The organism is Streptomyces sp. NPDC101118, assembly GCF_044759445.1.
In the GTDB taxonomy this organism is placed as follows: Bacteria; Actinomycetota; Actinomycetes; order Streptomycetales; family Streptomycetaceae; genus Streptomyces.
Map to the genome: position 1 here is coordinate 1 of NZ_JBIVZG010000003.1, position 15,733 is coordinate 15,733.

Genomic DNA, 15,733 nt, shown 5'->3' on the forward strand with positions numbered 1-15,733 from the left:
CCAACGTCCCCCAGCTACCGCTGGGGGTGCCCCCACCGCGTTGACTCCCTCCTCCGCCTTGCGATCGCACGCACCAGGCCCCGCTCCCTGATCCGGCCTGATCCGAAAGACACGACCTAGCCGCAGCCCCCGCCGCCGCAGCAGCCGCCGCCCGACGGGGCCGGGGGAGCGGACTTCGTACCGCCGACGGCGACGGCCGACAGCAGCTTGACGGTGTCGTCGTGCCCGGCGGGGCAGGCGGCGGGGGCGGTGGACTCGGCCATCGGCCGGCTCACCTCAAAGGAGTCCCCACAGGTGCGGCAGCGGAATTCGTAACGAGGCATGCGCACAGGCTACGGGCCGCGGGCGGGCCGCTCCATCCCCCGGCGGCCGCCCGCGCGACCCGGACGTGCGCGGGGGCTCCGCCGAGGAGGGCGGCGAGGTAGGCGGCGGTGCCGGTCGCGGGGGTGGCCGTGGTGGCGGGGGTGGCCGGGTGTCCGGTCCCGGGGGCCCGGGTGCCGGCGGCCGGCATCGGGCCGCCGGTCTCCTGGGCCGTCTCCGCGGGCGGGCCGGTCCGGTGCGCGGAGCCGTCGTCCGTGTACGCCGTCACCGCGCCGTCCTCGTGCCTGACCAGCACCTCGCCGACGCCGAGCGCCAGCAGTTCCCCGGCCCGCGCCGCGGTGTCCCCGGCCGCGTGGTCCGGCAGGCACAGCGCCAGCCCGTCCTCCGTGGCGATCAGGGCGTCCGCGCGCGGGGCCCAGGCGCGCAGGGTCCGGGCGGCCGCACCGGTGGCCGTCCCGGCCGGCGTACCGGCCTTCGTACCGGCGGCCGTTGCGGCCCGGTGGTCCACCTCCAGGCACACCAGCGCCGAGCGCTCGCCGGCCAGGCGGAGCGCGAGGCCTGCCGTGTCGCGGGCGTCGGGGGACGCGGCGGCGGTGGTGCCGGTCAGGTGGAGGACACGGGGGCGAGTCTCCTCGTACGCACGGTGCAGCAGCGCGGCGCGTGACGGCGCCACGGTGGCGTCCGTCCCGGCGGCCCGCAGCGCGCCCGCGAGGGCGGCGTCGAAGGTCAGCACGCTCATGCGCACACCGCCTTGAACCGAGCCGCCCGCTTCCGCAGGTCCCCGAGGTCGCCGCCGTCCGCCGCGTCGCCGATCAGCGGGGCGCCCACGCCGACCGCCATCGCACCCGACCGCAGGTACTCGCCCGCCCGCTCCGTGTCCACCCGCCCGACCGGCACGAACGGCAGGTCGGGGAACGGCGCGCGCAGCGCCCGCAGGTACGCCGGGCCGCCGACCGAGCCCGGCAGCAGCGTGAGTGCCGCCGCCCCCGCCCGGTCCGCCGCGGCCACCTCCCGTGCCGTGGACACCCCGGCCAGCACGGGCACGCCCTGCCGTACGGACTCCGCGACGCCCGGCCCCAGGGCCGGCGCGGCCAGCAGGTTCGCCCCCGCGTCCCGGGCGCGCTGCGCGTCCCCGGCGGTCAGCACGGCGCCGGCGCCCAGCCAGGCCTCGGTGCCCAGCTCGCGGCGGGCGCGCGCGATGACGTCCAGCGCGTCGGCCCCGCTGAGCGCGACCTCCACCAGCGGAACGCCCTCCTCCACCAGCGTCATGACGGTGCGGAACGAGGCCTCCGGGTCCCTGCCCCGCACGATCGCGACCAGCCGCTCCTCCCTCAGGGCAGCGGTGAACTCCATGGTCTTCCTTCCTGGGCCGGGGCCTGGACTCAGTCCCCGAGCGGGGGCGCCGCGGGCTCGTACCGCTGGGCGACGTCGAGCAGTTCGAGTACGGACATGTACGCGCCGTCCGGGTCGCCGGTCCTGATCTCCTGGACCACGGCCGCGTGGATGCCGACCGGGTCCTCGAAGGTCTGGGCGTGTACTTTGCGATCGCGTTCGATGAGCGGTGGCACGATGACCCGCTGCATCTGGACGAAGAAGTGGTTGTGCGAGGCCGCCAGCAGGGCGGTGTGGAAGGCCGCGTCGGCCTCTGCGTGCCGGTCGGGGTCGCGCCCGGCGCCGGCCATCAGGGCCAGCCCGGCGTCCAGGTCGGCGAAGTCCGCCGCGGTGGCGCGGTCGGCGGCCAGCGCGGCGGCGGCCGGCTCGACCGAGCGGCGCAGCTCCAGCAGGTCCGCGAAGAAGCAGTCCGGCGGGCCCGCGTCGAGCTTCCAGCGCAGCACGTCCGCGTCCAGCAGGTTCCAGTCGTGGGCCGGGCGGACGAAGGTGCCGCGCTTCGGGCGGGCGTCCAGCAGCCCCTTGGCCGTCAGTACCTTGACGGCCTCGCGGAGCACCGTCTGGCTCACGCCGAGTTCGGTCATGAGGGCGGGCAGTTCGAGGACCGCTCCCTCGGGGTGACTGCCGTCGAAGATCCTGCGGGCCAGGCCGTCGACCGCGGTGCGGTGGATGCCGCGGCCCGCGTAGGCGGCGTCGCTCACGTCGTCTGTTCCTGTCTCCCCTGACACCCCCAGACAGGCAGAGATTTGCACAAGTAATAGTAAATAAGCAAAACAGGGCGGCCGCCGCGCGAGGGTCGGGCGGCTCGCCCCGGCTCCCTAACGGCGGGAAGCGGCCCGCATCTCGGGGGTCGTCCGCCGCTCCTCGCGGGCGGCCTGCTCCGGGTGCCGGGCACGCCAGTACGGGTTGTCGTGCGGCAGTGCGCTGCCGACCCGCCCGTACATCCCGAACCACATCAGCATCACGCCCACGACGAAGCTGAACAGCACGTTCTGGATCTCGAAGGCCAGGAAGTTCAGCCCGGTGTCCAGCAGGGCGAGGTTCACGAAGCCGCTCGCGATGAAGGCCACGCCGAGGACGATGTTCAGCGTCGAGGCGAAGTTGCCGCCGATGACCATGCCGATGAAGAGCAGCAGGCCCACGCAGATCGACAGCACGCTGAGCGCGCCGTTGGTGTTGAGGCCGAGGACCTGGTCGCCGCCGGTGTCGAAGAAGCCGATGTTGTCGGTCAGTCCGAGCACGCCGAACACCACCAGCAGCAGGCCGGTCAGCCCCGCGCCCACCCGGTAGACCTTGCTGAGCTTGTGGTCGGCCGGCAGGTGCTCGTCGAGCTGCGCGGTGACGGGGTGCGTGAGGCGCTGCACCAGGCCGGGCCCCTCCGGCTCCGGTGGCGGCCCGTACGGCTCGTGGGCGATGTAGGGCGCGTAGTGCTCGTGCGGCTCGGTGCACCCGAACGCGGCGTGGGGCTCGTAGGGCTCCGGCCGGACGGGGACTGCACGGGACGTACGAGGCCGTGGCCGGTGGAAAACGTGGGCAGCCATGACGCCCTCCTCTGCTCCGTTCCCTGCACCTTCCAGCATCCGCCGCGAGCGCCCGGCGGACAACCGGCACGGAACGGACGGCGGGGTGGAGGGGCGGAGGGCGGGGCGGCGGACCCGGCACCCGATCGTGGCCGGTCAGCTCCAAGACGGCCACCGACACAGGCCGGTCCGGTCCGAGGTCACCCGGTTCCTCAGTCGATCCGGTCCGAGGTCACCCGGTGCCGCGCTGGGAACGGATCTCGGTGACGACCCGCCCGACCGCGGCCCGCACGTCCTCCATCTCCCGCAGGAACCCCCACCAGTCGGGGTGTACGCCCTCCAGCCCGGCCACCGCCCGGTCGACCCGCACCACCGCCTGGTCCAGCGGACGCGCGTGCCGCGGATCGGGCACGCTGCGCCCCTCCATCGCCAGCCGCTGGGCGTCCCGGATCGCGAAGCGGGTGCGCTGGACCTCCGGCTGCGGGTCCTTCGCCACGGCGTCCAGGGCCCGCAACCGGTCCCCGGCCGCCGAGACGGCCTCGTCCACCGAGTCCAGCAGGGCCCTGACCGTCCCGAAGAGCGCCGTCGCGTCGGCCCAGCGCTGCTCGCGGCGCGCGGCCGCCGCCTCGCCCAGCTTCTCCTCGGCCCGCCGTACGCTCTCCACGGCCTGGTCCGGCACCTTCTGCAGGTCCTGCCAGCAGGCCGCACTGAACCGGCGCCGCAACTCGCTCAGCACCGGATCCACCTGCCCGGCCCGGGTGCGCAGCGCCTGGGCGCGGGTCCGCAGGCTCACCAGCCGCCGGTCCATCTCGGCCGCCCGCTCCGGCAGCCGCTCGGCCTCCGCCCGTACGGCCTCGGCGTCCCGCAGGATCCGGTCGGCCCGCTGCACCGTCTCCTGTACGCCGTGCTGCGCGGCCCCCTGATTGAGCTTGGTCAGCTCCGGCGCGAGCGCAGCGAGCCGCGCCGCCAGGTCGTCCGCCCGCATCCCGCCGGCCCGCACCGCGTCCAGCGCGTTGCTCGCGGCCAGCAGGGCCGCCCGGGCCCGCTCCCGCGCGGGCGCGACCCGCGCCAGCTGCGTCTCCGCGTTCCGCAGCAGGGGCTCCAGCCCCTGCGCGAACCGGTCCAGCTCACCCTTGACCCGTACCAGCTCGTCGCGGGCCTGCTCCAGCTCCCCGCGCGCCCGCCCGGCGACCGAGGCCTCCAGCTCGGGGCGGTCCAGGTCGTACCGGTCGACGGTCTCGATGTACACGTGACTGACCTGGTCGATGCGGTGCCCGAGCGCGGTGAACCCGTCCGACGCCTGCCGCGCGGCCGGCGACCCGTCGGCCGCGACGATGGTCTCGATGGAGATCCGCAGGTCCCGCTGCGCGGTGTCCAGCTCGTAGAACGCGGCCGCGGCGGCATCCTTGGCAGCCTGCGCCTCGGCCCGTCGGCTCTCGTCCCGCCCACCGAACCACCGCCGGGAAGTCGCCGTCACAATCCCTCTCCCGTACCCCGTACCACGTCCACCGTGCCCCGGTACATTCTCCCCCACACGAACGCGTTTGCGTCAGGGGCATGGCCTCCATGTAGGCTGTCTCCTCGTTCCACGGGTGCGTAGCTCAGGGGTAGAGCGCTGCTCTTACAAAGCAGATGTCGGCGGTTCGAAACCGTCCGCGCCCACCAGCGCAAAGGCCTCCAGTCAAGATCGACTGGGGGCCTTTGACATCTACATTTGACATCAACGGGAGCGGATCGGGAGCGGAGCTCCGCTCCTGAGCAGCCGGTCCATATGCCCGACGGCTTCTCTCTGGGTCTCCTGCACCACGTGGGTGTAGACGTTCATGGTCACCGCGATCTGCGAGTGACCAAGGATCTCCATCACGACCCGAGGCGGCACCCCGGCGGCCGTCAGCAGCGTCGCGGTCCCGTGCCGAGCGTCATGCAGCCGGATCACCCGAAGCCCGGCGTCCTTCGCCACCCGCGTGAAGGACCGATACAGGTTCCGCGGCTCGATCGGCCGCCCGCTCCGAGTCGTGAAGACGTACCCGGTCTCCTCCCACCTCTCCCCGGCCTTCTCACACATGTCGGCCTGCTTCATGCGCTGCCACCGCAGTGGAGCTACGCAGAAGGCCGGCAGCGGCAGGGTCTGCTTCCGCCGACGCCCCTTGGGGTCGTCCTCGTACACCTCGCCACCGACCCGCTGCCGCTGAGTCCGCACGCGGATCTCCCGCTTGTCGAGATCCACGTTCTCCCACCGGAGTCCGACGATCTCACCGCGTCGGAACCCGAGCGCGATCGCAAGCACGAAGGCGGCGTACAGCGGGTCCTTGCGCGCAGCGCTCAGAAAGTCGAGCGTCTCGTCCAAGGACCAGGGCTCAAGGTCCCGCGCGGCAACCGACGGAGGCTCGACGAGGGTCGCCACGTTCCGCGTGATCAGCTCCTCGCGGCACGCGGCAGTGAGTGCGGACCGGAGCACGCGGTGCGACTCCTTGGCGGTAGCCGCGGAGGTCTTCTTCTCCAACTGCGTCAGGAACCGCCGTACTTCGCCCACGTTCAGCGACTCCAGCCGCTTGGTCCCGAGCATGGGCACGAGGTAGAGCCGTACGTGCACCTCGTACTTGGCGACGGTGGTCCGCTTCCGCCGAGGCGTCACGATCTGCTCCAGCCAGTAGGGGAGCCATTCGGCGAGCTTCATGGACTTGGTGGGCACGGGGACGCCGTTGTCGACCTTGTCGAGCAGCGCGCGGCGCTTGGTGTCGCACTCGGTCCAGGTCTTGCCGTAGGCGAACTTCCGGGCGCGGGTGCCGTCAGGCTGGAGGACGTACACGGCGGCCTGGTAGCGACCGTCCTTCCGAAGGGTGATCGTCCCGGCGCCGTTGGGGTTCTTCTTGCGCGCGTCCGCCATCACTCGCCCTCCTCGATCGTGCGAGCGATGAACTCGGACACCGCGTCCGCAGGGATGCGCCGAGCGCGGCCGACCGTCAGGGACACGAGTCGCCGGGACCGGATCAGGTCGTAGACGGTCGAGCGGCCCAGCTTGAGCTTCGCCATGACCTCGGGCACGGTCAGCAGCTCTGCGGTGGCGGTGGTCATGACGGGGCTCCTTCCAGGGCGGCGAGGTCTTGCAAGGCTTCACGGGCGGTCTGGCGGTTGAGTTGAAGGTCGCGGGCGATGGTGGCGGCGAGGACAGATTCGCCGGGGGTGTGCCCGTGGCCGGCGTACTGCCAGGAGGCGAGGACGAGCACGGTCTCGGGCTCGTGGTCGAGGCCGCGCTCCTGGCGCTCCTGGGCGGCGCGGTAGTCGGCCCTGGCCTGGCGGAGTTCGCCGAGGGTGGTCGAGTAGCGACGGGACTTGGTGGAGAAGTGGCCGCGGAAGCCGAGCATGTGGGCCCAGGCGGCGAGGCGGCGTTCGGGGTAGAGCGGATCGAGGTCGAGGCAGGCCTCGATCAGGCGGCTGGTGTGCTCGGGGACGCCGAGGATCGCCAGGGCTTCCCGGTTGCCGATCCGGCGGTCGAGCGTCCCGGTGTTCTCGGCTGCCTTGGTGGCGTACTTGGCGACGTAGGAGGCGACCGCCTGCTCGGTGATGTCCGAGCCGTCACCGAAGGCCTTGATGGGCCTGACGTCCAGTTGGGTTCCCCAACGGAAGGTCCGGGCGGGCTGTCCGCCGGCGGCCGGGGTGCTGACGGAGGTGTACGTGTGGGCGGCCGCGGCTTGGATCGCGTCATCGAGTAAGGCGGTCGTGGCCCAGCCGGGCGGCAGGGCATCGGGCCCGGCAGGTCCGTCGAGGCGGACCACGGCGTGGAAGTGGACGGCCCCGCGCTTCTGGAACTCGGCGACCTTGCCGTAGGACATCCGGCATGAGGCGGCCAGCTCGCGTTGGGTGAGCCCCGCCCGGGCGGCGATCTCGCGGCGGAGCCGGTTGGCGAAGCGCTGCCAGAGCTGCCCGGCGTGGTTGTTGAAGAGCACGGCGCCTGCGTAGTCGTACGTGACGGGGTCGAGGGCGGTCCCGAGGGCCTGGTCGTCAGCGCCATGGGCGGTCCCGCAGCGGCAGGCGCCGTGGCCGGGACGGTTGTGGACCGGGCCGAACGACGGGGCGGTCAGGGTGAGGAAAACGCGGGGGTGTTCGCGGACGGCTACGGGGATGTCCCGCCGGTCGTCTCCGGCGAGGCCGGCACGGATCAGGTGGTACGTGTCCCCTGCGTAGGTGTGCGCGCAGGAGGGGCACCGGGAGGCGCGGCGGTTGCCGCAGGCGATCCGAAGCCGACCACCGGGCTCGTTCTCGGTCGTGTAGCGGTGGAGGGTCTCACCGCTGGTTCTGTCCTTGGCGGCGGTCCAGCCGGTGAGGTGGATCGGGTCGGAGCACCCGCCCGTACGACGGACCTGATCCTCCCAGCGGCGGAAGTCCGGTGTACCGGCCACCCTGAGCGCGTCGGCGAGGGTGGCCGGGTCCAGGCGCGCCGCGGTGGCGGGGTGGGTCACGCGGTCACCGTCCGGCGGTCCGTGAGGGCGTGCCCGGTGCCGTGGCAGACCGGGCAATGGGCCGTGAGAGTGCGCAGGTGCCCGCGGCGGTTGCGGCCGCCGAGCGTGATCGCGACGGCGGGGAAGCCCCCGCAGTGCAGGCAGATCCCGGCCTTCGGAGGGGTGGGCTGGGCCATGATGGTGCTTCCTTCCGGATCGGTTGGTTCGGGGAGGAGCACGGCGCCGGGACGGCGGAGACTTGGCGGTTTCAGGGCCGTCCCGGGCCGGTTCAGCGGCTCTTGAACTCCTGGCGCAGAGCGCGGACGAGGAGGAGTACGACGACGCCGCTCACGGAGAGGGCGACCGCGGTGACCGCGACGGCCAGGAGCAGCGAGACCGCGACGGAGGCCACGGCGAGGACCCCCGCGACGCCGCCGGCGGCGAGGGCGAGCGCGGTACCGGGCGACTGCTGGAGCAGAGCGGCGAAGGTACCGGTGGGGGCCGGGCGCACAGCCGCGGTTTCGTCGGGCTGGCCGGGCCGGGCGGTCTCGGTGGGGACGGGAGTCGGGCGGATCGTGGCCGAGGTGTAGATCGCAGGACTCGGGTACTTGGGCTTGAACATGAGCTGTCTCCCTTCCAGGGCGGGTTACTTGGTGATGACGGTGTCGACGGCCGGGGACAGGAAGCTGTCGGCGAGCAGGTAGCCGCCGACGAGGAGTACGACGACGAGCCAGCCGGGCGGGCGGAGGTACTTCACGCCGACGAGGCCGAGGGCGAGGAGTGCGACCCAGAGCGGGACGTCCATGGCGGTGTTCTCCTTCGGGTGGTCAGCGGACGCGGCAGCGGTGGCTGCGGGCGGCGAGCTGGGCGGCGGTGCTGGAGGTGTACTGGGTGGCGGACCAGCCGCAGTCGTCGGCGATGCAGACGGCGGCGTAGCGGGTGCGGCCGTGGCGGTCGCGGTAGCTGCCGGTCTGGACGGGGCCGATCTTCGCGAGGTCCCGGAATTGGTCGAGGGCGGACACGGGGTCCTCCTTTCAGGGGAGTTGGGCGGCGATTGCTTCGGCCATGGGGGCCGGGACGCCGAGCCGGGCGCGCAGGGCCTCCATATCGATGGCCTGGCCCGTACGGGCGCGGTGGTCGGTGGCGAGGTTCCGGGCGTAGGCCAGCAGAGCTTCGGGCACGGTCGGCGTGGCCGGGGCAGGAGGCGCAGGCAGAGCCGGGGGATCTTCGGGCGCTTGCACGGCCTCGGGCTCGGGCTCGTAGGGCAGCGGCTCGGGTTCCACGACCGGTTCCGGGGCCGGGGTGTCCACAGCTGTGGGTGCCGGGGTGTGAGCCAGGAGCGTGCCCCCGAGGAAGGCGAGGGCGGGCCACCCGGCGACGAGGATCCGCAGCCAGGCCGGTACGGCCGCCTCCAGGTCGAGGAGCCCGGCGGTGGCGACGTTCGCTCCGAGGGAGGCAGCGAGCGCGACCACGAACCAGGTCCATGCCGATCGAGTGCGCTGCCCCGCGCTCTTGAGCGTTCGGAGGCGGTGCCAGGCGGCGACGAGGAGCAGGTCCACGCTGACGGGGTAGGCCCACGCCTTCCAGCCGGTCTGGCCGGCCGCTTCGGCGAGGTCGTGCAGATGGGCGAACGACAGGGCCCCGGCGATCACGGCTTGTACCAGCACGGCGTCCGGGCGGAGGGCTGAGCGGACCACGGTTACCTCCGTTTCGGGCATGGGAGGGGTAGGGACCTGGCGCGGTGAGGGTCGCGCCGACCCGGTAGGGGAGTGGCTCAGACGGTGGCCGTGGTGGTCTTCGGGCGGAGGATCCCGGTGAGCACCGGCTGAGGCAGGACGGGCCGGAAGGGCTCAAGCCTGTCGATCACTGGAGTGCGGAAGGCCTGAGCGTTGCAGAGGTTCACGGCTTGGCGGAGAGTGAGGTGCGGCGTACGGATTCGCGTCCAGCCGCCGGAGGAGTCTCCGACCACAGCGGTGCCGGGCCGGTCGGTCGGGATCTGGATCGCGGCCAGGACGGCGTCCGCGGAGATGTCCCCGAAGGCCATGTTGGCCGAGGCCTCGTCGTTGACGCGGTGGGCGGTGCGGCCGGTGAGCTGGGCCCGGAGCATGGTGATGCTCTTGCCGAGTTCGGAGCCGAAGCGCTGGCCGCAGATTTCGAGGTAGAGGCCGGCGGCGCGGCCGAGTTGGGCGATCCGGGCGAGGTCGGTGACGATCTGGTCCCGCCGCCTCTCCTCCTCCCTGGTGGCGAAGAGAGCCAGCTCTGCGACCTCATCCACGATCAACACCACCGGCGTCGGACGCAGATGAACAGGAAGGTCCCAGATGTCAGCGGTGATCTCTGCATCAGGGGTGTCGGCGCTGATCCGCTGCTCCCGACGAATCAGCTCGTATACGCCAGCCAAGTAGGAGACGAGTGCGGCCAGCAACTCAGCCGCGGCGGCAGGGCTGTCGGCGAGGGCGGTGAACCGACGCGCCAGCGGAGCGAGCTCGACACCGTTCTTGCAGTCGATCCCGACCAGGGCAACGTTCTGACGTGCCAGCCCGGCGATCAGATTCCGCTGGTAGACGGACTTCCCGGACTGGGTGGCACCCACGTTCAGGGCATGCGGCACCTGTCGGTAGTCCCGCACATGAGCCTGTCCGTCCTCCCGGAGAGCGACCGGGATCCGCATGGGCCCGAGATCACGGGTGACGGGCATCCGCACCCGCTTCAGCAGGTCGTAGCCAGTCATCCGCAGCTCGACCACCCCAGAGCGGATCTCCCGCGAGGTGACGTTGTGCAGGACGAACGAGTGCCGCAGCCGGTCCGTCGAGGCCGAGAAGTCGAAGGCATCCTGCCCCGGCCGAAGCCTGAGGCGCAGAGCCAGGCCAGTACGAGTCGGACGGATCCGCAGGATCCTCGGAGACCGAGCCTCAGGTGCCGGCCGGTGCAGCATCCTGGCCAGCGCCAGGCGCCACCCGGGTGGCGGAACGGTAAGCCCGCAGGCATCCATCACCATCCGGTACCGAACCAGCACCCGGACCACGGCGAACACCACACCGAAGGTCACCCAGTACCAGTCCGGACGCCGCCACCGCAGCACCAGCACGCCAGCGGCAACCAAGATTGGGACGAGCCATAAGCCACGCACCTCAGGCGCCGGCGGTCTGGGCGGCAGGCTGGTTCAGCGGCGTCACGGCCACGGCGCGGAAGCTGATCCCGTGCCGCTTCTGGCCGTTGAACTCGTTCTCCCACGGCCGTGCGACGACGCCGGTCAGCGCGACCGGGGTGCCCATCGTCAGCGTGCCGCTGATGCCGGTCTCCGGAACCGTCAGGGTCAGGATCTCGGCGTTGCCGTCCATCACGAACATGACGTCCACGCTCATCAGCGTCGCGCCCGAGTCGCGGTCGGTGGCGACCTCTCCGGTCTGCCGGTTCGCGATCTTCGGAGCCGGGGGCTGGGCCACCATCACCATGGCGGCGGACGTGTCGACGGGAATCTGACGCATGCAGATCACTCCTCTATAGAGGTCCATCTCCTCCACTCATGTACATGAGTGACATGAAGAAGAGTGCCCCACTCCTATATATGAGTCAACCCGCTGCGGACGAAAACTCGCAGCGGGTTGAAGGGAGTTGAGGTGCCGTCAGTCCCGGGCGGGGATCCGGTACTCGAAGATGAACTGGTCAGCGGCCATGAGGGTGTCGCAGACCTCCACCACGCGCCCGTCCTCCGTCACGGCGTTGCGCAGCAGGTGCACCACAGGAGCACCAGGACTCAGGGCCAGCTCGCTGGCCTCCGCCTTGGAGGCAGGCCGGGCCGTCAGCGTCTCCACGAACTCCTCGAAGACGTGCCCGTGTTCCTCCAGGCGCGCATAGATGCCGCCGCCTCCAGGATTCTCGGCGAACAGCTCAGGGATGTCCTTCACGACGTCCCAAGGCAGGTAGGAGGACGCCGTCTCGACCGGAGTCCCGTTCCGGAAGTACAGCCGCCGCCGAGCGAGCACCTGCTCACCAGCCTGCACGCCCAACCGCTCCGCGATCTCCTCAGAAGCGCCCATGGGCCCGATGAACAGAACGCTCACCTTGGCCTCGGCCCCGGACTGTGCTGACTCGGCAAGGTAAGCAGCCCGTCCCTCCTTCCGGTGCGACCGCCGGAAACGATCAGAAGACCGATGCCGCACGGGCGGCCGGGCCTTTACCAGGGACCCCTTCCCATGCCGCGTCTCGACAAGCCCGCTGGCCCGCACCTCGACCATGGCCTTGCGGATCGTCCCGCCGGCCACGCCATAGCGCTCGACCAGCTCGGACTCACTCGGCACAAGATCCCCAGGCTTCAGCACCCCTGCCCTGATCTGCTGAACAATGTCCTCGGCGATCTGGACGTACCGGGGTACGGCCTTGCCACCTCCCGCAGCGGTTCCCATGGTCCTTCTCTTCCTCCTATGCTCCTGTACATGAGTACGGGTTCCTCGCAGCACAAGTCAACGCCACTGCACTCCGTGTCCGTGGCCGGCGCGGTGGTACGCGAGGACGGCCGACTCCTGGCGATCCGCCGAGCGGACAACGGCACTTGGGAGCTCCCGGGCGGCGTACTCGAACTCAGCGAGCCCCCTGAGGAAGGCGTCCGCCGCGAGGTCTTGGAAGAAACCGGCATCCACGTCGAGGTATCCGGCCTGACCGGCGTCTACAAGAACACCACCCGCGGCATCGTCGCCCTGGTCTTCCGCTGCAAGCCCGCCGGCGGCACAGAGCGCACCTCAGCCGAGTCCACCGCGGTCGCCTGGCTCACCCCGGAAGAGATCACCGCCCGCATGTCCGAGGTCTACGCAATCCGCCTCCTGGACGCCCTGGACGAAGCCGGCCCCCACGTCCGCAGCCACGACGGCCGCCAGCTCACGAGCACGTCAGCGTGACCGAGCCGGAGAAGCAGCCGCGGGTGCCGCGACACGTGCGAGACCTGCGCGACGTCTACGACTTCCTGGACGAGATACGACTCCGACCAGGCATGTGGGTACGAGGCAGTTCCCTCCAGCACCTGGACTCCATGCTCTTGGGCTACCGAGTAGCCGCCGAGATCCACGGCACGCAGGACGGAGCAGAGTTCGCCCACACAGGCGCGTTCAGCACATGGCTCTGGCAGCGCTTCAACTTCACCTCAAGCCCCCTCGGCTGGGCAGTCGAGATCGAACGAGCAGCCGAGCGCGAGGGCAGACCTCCCATGGAGCTGTTCTTCGACCTCTTGGACGCGTTCCGCGCCGAGCGCGACCAGACGGAACCCGTGCGGTAAGAGTTTCCCTACTTCATCAAGGGCGCTTCCGCCGCCAAGGCGGCGTCGCGCGCCCGTCGCCCCGGCCCTGCGCTCCTGTCTCCGCCCCGCTCCAGCCCGGACCGCCGGCCGCGCGCCGGCAGGCTGAGGCTTGATGGGGTGAACCCCGCTGTGGCTGGGGCGGTCGGCTCCACGGCTTTACCCACCTCCCCAGGTCGGGGCCCGCGTCGAGCAAGACCAGGGGGCCACTCGATCACATTGCGGTCAGGCTCAAGAGCTGACCGAGTTGCCAACTAGCGTACGGCCCCCTGGTCATGCTCGACCCCAACCCGGGCAGGCCACCGGCCAAAGCCGCTCCGCCGACCTAAGCGTTCAGAACAGGCGTAGATACTCCCAGCGGTCAGGTAGTACAAACACCGAGGCGCCCTCTACGTTACCTGGTTTGCCTGCAGAAAATCCGAGCCCCATCTTCAGTACATCGGAAAGATGTCGAACCGTACCGGGAATGCTTTGCCCGCCCGATTGTAGCGAATCAATATCTAGTGCAGAAATACCTGATTCTCGCACCAGGAGGACGCTGCACGGGGCCTCAATTGACCCGGCATCCATATCTACACCCAATGCGGAGGTCCATGCTTTTGCCACCTTCCCAATCGGCTGGAGGCGCTTTTCGGATAGAACCCGCAGGACCTTCTCGCTGGCCGCAATCTGTAGCTCTTGAATATAGGCCTGCATCACGTCTAGATACGCTTTCAGTGTATCCACATCAAGCATGTCCACTGTGTGATATGAATGCGCCACCTCATTCCGCCTGGTCACCAGATCGAGTATAAGGGAATCCACACTTGCGAAATTTAGCCCCGAGTCGGCTAGTTTTTCTGCAACCCGCCCGCCCTCGACGCGTTTCCTCGCGTCAACGTCTACTCGATGAAGGAGATCGAGAATGTATGAATGTCGATAGTTGGCCGTGGCGTAGGTTAGGATCGACGGGAGCAGGTTGGGTGATACCCCGGACGACGCGGACATCAGCGCATGAAGAGCCGCATTCTCTTGGATCGGCTCGCGGAGTCGAATTTTGTCCTTCTCCAGGAGGAAGCGGAGTAGATATTCGCGATGGGCGTCCCGCATGCGCTCTGGAAGATCGGAGTGCAGTTCAAAAATCCCACCATAGGCGGATGCTACCTCGATCACCAGCTTGTCGATGTTTTCTTCAAGCAGGCCGTAGATGGACACAACTCCATTTACATAGCTCTGGCGCCGAGATCGTGCTGTTAGTGCATTGAGCTTCTGCCGATCTCCCGAGTATGTGCCGTTCAGGGCTCGGTGGAGTTCCGAACCGAGGTCCAGTTGAGAATGGAGGTCTTCGCAGTCAGCTTTGAGCACTGCCCGGATCTGCTTCAAAGCTATCTCCCCGCGTGAGAAGCGACCACATCCGCGAGCATTGCGCTGATTAGTTCGTCCCTCCGCTGTACATCCCGCGGATCTGTTCGGCGGCCGTCAAAATCTGAAGCATGCTCGTCGTAGAGCTCCTCCAGGCGAAGAATTACAGTATCCTTCAGCTCCCTCAGGCGCGCTGCTTCATCTAGATGCTGACTGAAGGCCGACATTACGCAGTCGTACGCCAAGAGGGTGGGACGAGGAACCCAGATGCGACTTCCCTTTCGGTCTCGACGAATATAGAAAGCGCGCTCGCCAAGCACGTCATAGGCAAGGTTTATCGTCTTGACGAACACTTCGCCGAGTTGATCTACAAGATCTTCCGAGAAGTTGGTGTTGGCCTCCCTCCAAAATCGATCTAGAAATACGCGCGTGCTCCTCAAGGCGCCAACGGCGGTCCTCTGTCGGTGCGCCATGAAACGCAACACCATTTCGATGTCCTCCATGCTCTGATAGCGAGCATCGTCGAGAACATCGTCTCTTACATCTCCGGTCGAGAGTTCTGCTTCATCTGGCTCAGGGATCCCCCAGGCCTGGCAGAAACTTGGGGTTCGCGCCAAGTCTGCCAGTCTTGAATTTAGAGGCCCGCGGGACAGGGCGTTGCGTGACTCCTGGTGAGAGAGGGAAACCCCGCCACTGTTGATCCGTTCAAACACTAGCTCCTTTAGGCGTTGCGCTTGCTCATCGTTGCTCGCGGTTTCATAGAGCAGCACGATGCTTGAAAGGTATCGGCGGTCGATCCCCTGCCTCAATTGCGTGGGCAGTGAGGAGTATGTCATCCCCTCCAGCTCTTTCCAGTACTCGAGCTCCGTGAGCTCAAGTTCATCGTTATAAAAGCCGGCCAGGGTGCTAAGCCTCTGAAGCCCGTCCATCACTTCGTACTTTGCATACTCGTACTCGTACAGAAAAACGGGTGGCACGGGGACGTTCATGATGAACGACTCGATCAGGCGAGATTGCTTACCTGCCGACCAGCGGCGGCGACGCTGATACTCTGGCTGAAGTCGATACCTTCCAGATTCAATTATTGAAGGCAATTCTGGAAGCTGGGTGCGAGCCTGTTCGGTGACGATACGGATCTCACCGCTCGCGTACTTGGCTGCTATTTCTTCATGGCTCACTGAAATCGCCTCTGATTCCGTTGGAGCCGCAAGGTTCAAAACTTCGCCCTGCAAGAGCTCACGACTTTTCATGTAGCAGCCTCCGAAGGCGATGATCATGAACCGCATTGAGAAGTGCCTCTTTGGCACGCAGGAGCGAGGCGCGTGCGCATTGATGGCACGTCAGATGCTACGGGACTGCATGTCCTTCAGCCCCGATCCAGACAATCTGCCCCGTTTTATCAGGTGGTGCAGCCAGTTGCCCACCATCAGTCGTTG

21 protein-coding genes and 1 tRNA gene are annotated in these 15,733 nt (G+C 68.9%); 3 read left to right on the top strand and 19 right to left on the bottom strand.

What is annotated here, in order from left to right; genetic code table 11:
* Positions 1-116: 116 nt before the first annotated feature.
* From ACIQUQ_RS05980 to ACIQUQ_RS06005, 6 genes are all read right to left on the bottom strand, one after another.
* Positions 117-323 (bottom strand): zinc ribbon domain-containing protein, encoded by a 207-nt coding sequence (locus ACIQUQ_RS05980; protein ID WP_403971830.1) that lies wholly within the window; start codon positions 321-323, stop codon positions 117-119.
* A complete protein-coding gene (locus tag ACIQUQ_RS05985) occupies positions 272-1,060 on the bottom strand; it encodes a hypothetical protein (RefSeq protein WP_403971832.1) in 789 nt (262 codons plus the stop codon). The genes ACIQUQ_RS05980 and ACIQUQ_RS05985 overlap by 52 nt, the downstream gene beginning before the upstream one ends.
* The gene (locus ACIQUQ_RS05990; RefSeq protein WP_403971834.1) at positions 1,057-1,674 is read right to left on the bottom strand and encodes a bifunctional 4-hydroxy-2-oxoglutarate aldolase/2-dehydro-3-deoxy-phosphogluconate aldolase; all 618 of its coding nucleotides are present in this window, start codon (positions 1,672-1,674) and stop codon (positions 1,057-1,059) included. Before ACIQUQ_RS05990 ends, ACIQUQ_RS05985 begins: the two co-directional genes overlap by 4 nt.
* Positions 1,675-1,703: 29 nt before the next feature.
* Entirely contained in the window at positions 1,704-2,411 is a 708-nt protein-coding gene (locus ACIQUQ_RS05995) for a FadR/GntR family transcriptional regulator (RefSeq protein ID WP_403971836.1), read from the bottom strand.
* Between the two features lie 117 nt (positions 2,412-2,528).
* Entirely contained in the window at positions 2,529-3,251 is a 723-nt protein-coding gene (locus tag ACIQUQ_RS06000) for a DUF4383 domain-containing protein (protein WP_403971838.1), read from the bottom strand.
* Between the two features lie 211 nt (positions 3,252-3,462).
* On the bottom strand, positions 3,463-4,707 hold the full coding sequence (locus tag ACIQUQ_RS06005) for a hypothetical protein (protein WP_403971840.1): 1,245 nt from the start codon (positions 4,705-4,707) through the stop codon (positions 3,463-3,465).
* A gap of 113 nt (positions 4,708-4,820) precedes the next feature.
* Between ACIQUQ_RS06005 and ACIQUQ_RS06010 the strand changes: the two genes are divergently transcribed.
* Positions 4,821-4,895: transfer RNA gene (locus ACIQUQ_RS06010), tRNA-Val, on the top strand.
* 55 nt (positions 4,896-4,950) lie between these two features.
* On the opposite strand, the gene ACIQUQ_RS06015 is transcribed toward ACIQUQ_RS06010, so the two are convergent.
* From ACIQUQ_RS06015 to ACIQUQ_RS06065, 11 genes are all read right to left on the bottom strand, one after another.
* Entirely contained in the window at positions 4,951-6,117 is a 1,167-nt protein-coding gene (locus ACIQUQ_RS06015) for a tyrosine-type recombinase/integrase (RefSeq protein ID WP_403971842.1), read from the bottom strand.
* Positions 6,117-6,305: a helix-turn-helix domain-containing protein gene (locus ACIQUQ_RS06020; protein ID WP_403971844.1), complete on the bottom strand. Its 189-nt coding sequence runs from the start codon at positions 6,303-6,305 to the stop codon at positions 6,117-6,119. The genes ACIQUQ_RS06015 and ACIQUQ_RS06020 overlap by 1 nt, the downstream gene beginning before the upstream one ends.
* Positions 6,302-7,690, bottom strand: coding sequence for a replication initiator protein RepSA (repSA, locus tag ACIQUQ_RS06025; protein WP_403971846.1), 1,389 nt, complete (start codon positions 7,688-7,690; stop codon positions 6,302-6,304). The genes ACIQUQ_RS06020 and repSA overlap by 4 nt, the downstream gene beginning before the upstream one ends.
* Complete coding sequence (locus tag ACIQUQ_RS06030; RefSeq protein ID WP_403971848.1) at positions 7,687-7,866, bottom strand: hypothetical protein; 180 nt, start codon at positions 7,864-7,866, stop codon at positions 7,687-7,689. The genes repSA and ACIQUQ_RS06030 overlap by 4 nt, the downstream gene beginning before the upstream one ends.
* 92 nt (positions 7,867-7,958) lie before the next feature.
* Positions 7,959-8,291, bottom strand: coding sequence for a SpdD-like protein (locus tag ACIQUQ_RS06035; RefSeq protein ID WP_403971850.1), 333 nt, complete (start codon positions 8,289-8,291; stop codon positions 7,959-7,961).
* Between the two features lie 24 nt (positions 8,292-8,315).
* Positions 8,316-8,474 carry a hypothetical protein gene (locus ACIQUQ_RS06040; protein WP_403971852.1) on the bottom strand — a complete coding sequence of 53 codons (159 nt, stop codon included), beginning with the start codon at positions 8,472-8,474 and terminating at the stop codon, positions 8,316-8,318.
* A 22-nt stretch (positions 8,475-8,496) separates the two neighbouring features.
* Complete coding sequence (locus tag ACIQUQ_RS06045; protein ID WP_403971854.1) at positions 8,497-8,691, bottom strand: mobile element transfer protein; 195 nt, start codon at positions 8,689-8,691, stop codon at positions 8,497-8,499.
* 12 nt (positions 8,692-8,703) lie between these two features.
* The gene (locus tag ACIQUQ_RS06050) at positions 8,704-9,387 is read right to left on the bottom strand and encodes a DUF2637 domain-containing protein (protein WP_403971856.1); all 684 of its coding nucleotides are present in this window, start codon (positions 9,385-9,387) and stop codon (positions 8,704-8,706) included.
* Between the two features lie 56 nt (positions 9,388-9,443).
* A complete protein-coding gene (locus ACIQUQ_RS06055; protein WP_403971858.1) occupies positions 9,444-10,799 on the bottom strand; it encodes an FtsK/SpoIIIE domain-containing protein in 1,356 nt (451 codons plus the stop codon).
* A 1-nt stretch (position 10,800) separates the two neighbouring features.
* Entirely contained in the window at positions 10,801-11,157 is a 357-nt protein-coding gene (locus tag ACIQUQ_RS06060) for a hypothetical protein (RefSeq protein ID WP_403971860.1), read from the bottom strand.
* Between the two features lie 138 nt (positions 11,158-11,295).
* On the bottom strand, positions 11,296-12,075 hold the full coding sequence (locus tag ACIQUQ_RS06065) for a GntR family transcriptional regulator (RefSeq protein WP_403971862.1): 780 nt from the start codon (positions 12,073-12,075) through the stop codon (positions 11,296-11,298).
* A gap of 18 nt (positions 12,076-12,093) precedes the next feature.
* On the opposite strand from ACIQUQ_RS06065, the gene ACIQUQ_RS06070 reads away from it, so the two are divergent.
* Both ACIQUQ_RS06070 and ACIQUQ_RS06075 read left to right on the top strand, forming a co-directional pair.
* Positions 12,094-12,564: an NUDIX hydrolase gene (locus ACIQUQ_RS06070; protein WP_403971864.1), complete on the top strand. Its 471-nt coding sequence runs from the start codon at positions 12,094-12,096 to the stop codon at positions 12,562-12,564.
* A 23-nt stretch (positions 12,565-12,587) separates the two neighbouring features.
* Complete coding sequence (locus ACIQUQ_RS06075; RefSeq protein WP_403971866.1) at positions 12,588-12,938, top strand: hypothetical protein; 351 nt, start codon at positions 12,588-12,590, stop codon at positions 12,936-12,938.
* 351 nt (positions 12,939-13,289) lie between these two features.
* Here the strand turns inward: ACIQUQ_RS06075 and ACIQUQ_RS06080 are convergent, their stop codons facing one another.
* Positions 13,290-14,318, bottom strand: a complete 1,029-nt coding sequence (locus ACIQUQ_RS06080; RefSeq protein ID WP_403971868.1) for a hypothetical protein — start codon at positions 14,316-14,318, stop codon at positions 13,290-13,292.
* Positions 14,319-14,320: 2 nt separating this feature from the next.
* Complete coding sequence (locus tag ACIQUQ_RS06085) at positions 14,321-15,574, bottom strand: DUF262 domain-containing protein (protein ID WP_403971870.1); 1,254 nt, start codon at positions 15,572-15,574, stop codon at positions 14,321-14,323.
* Positions 15,575-15,733 lie beyond the last annotated feature (159 nt).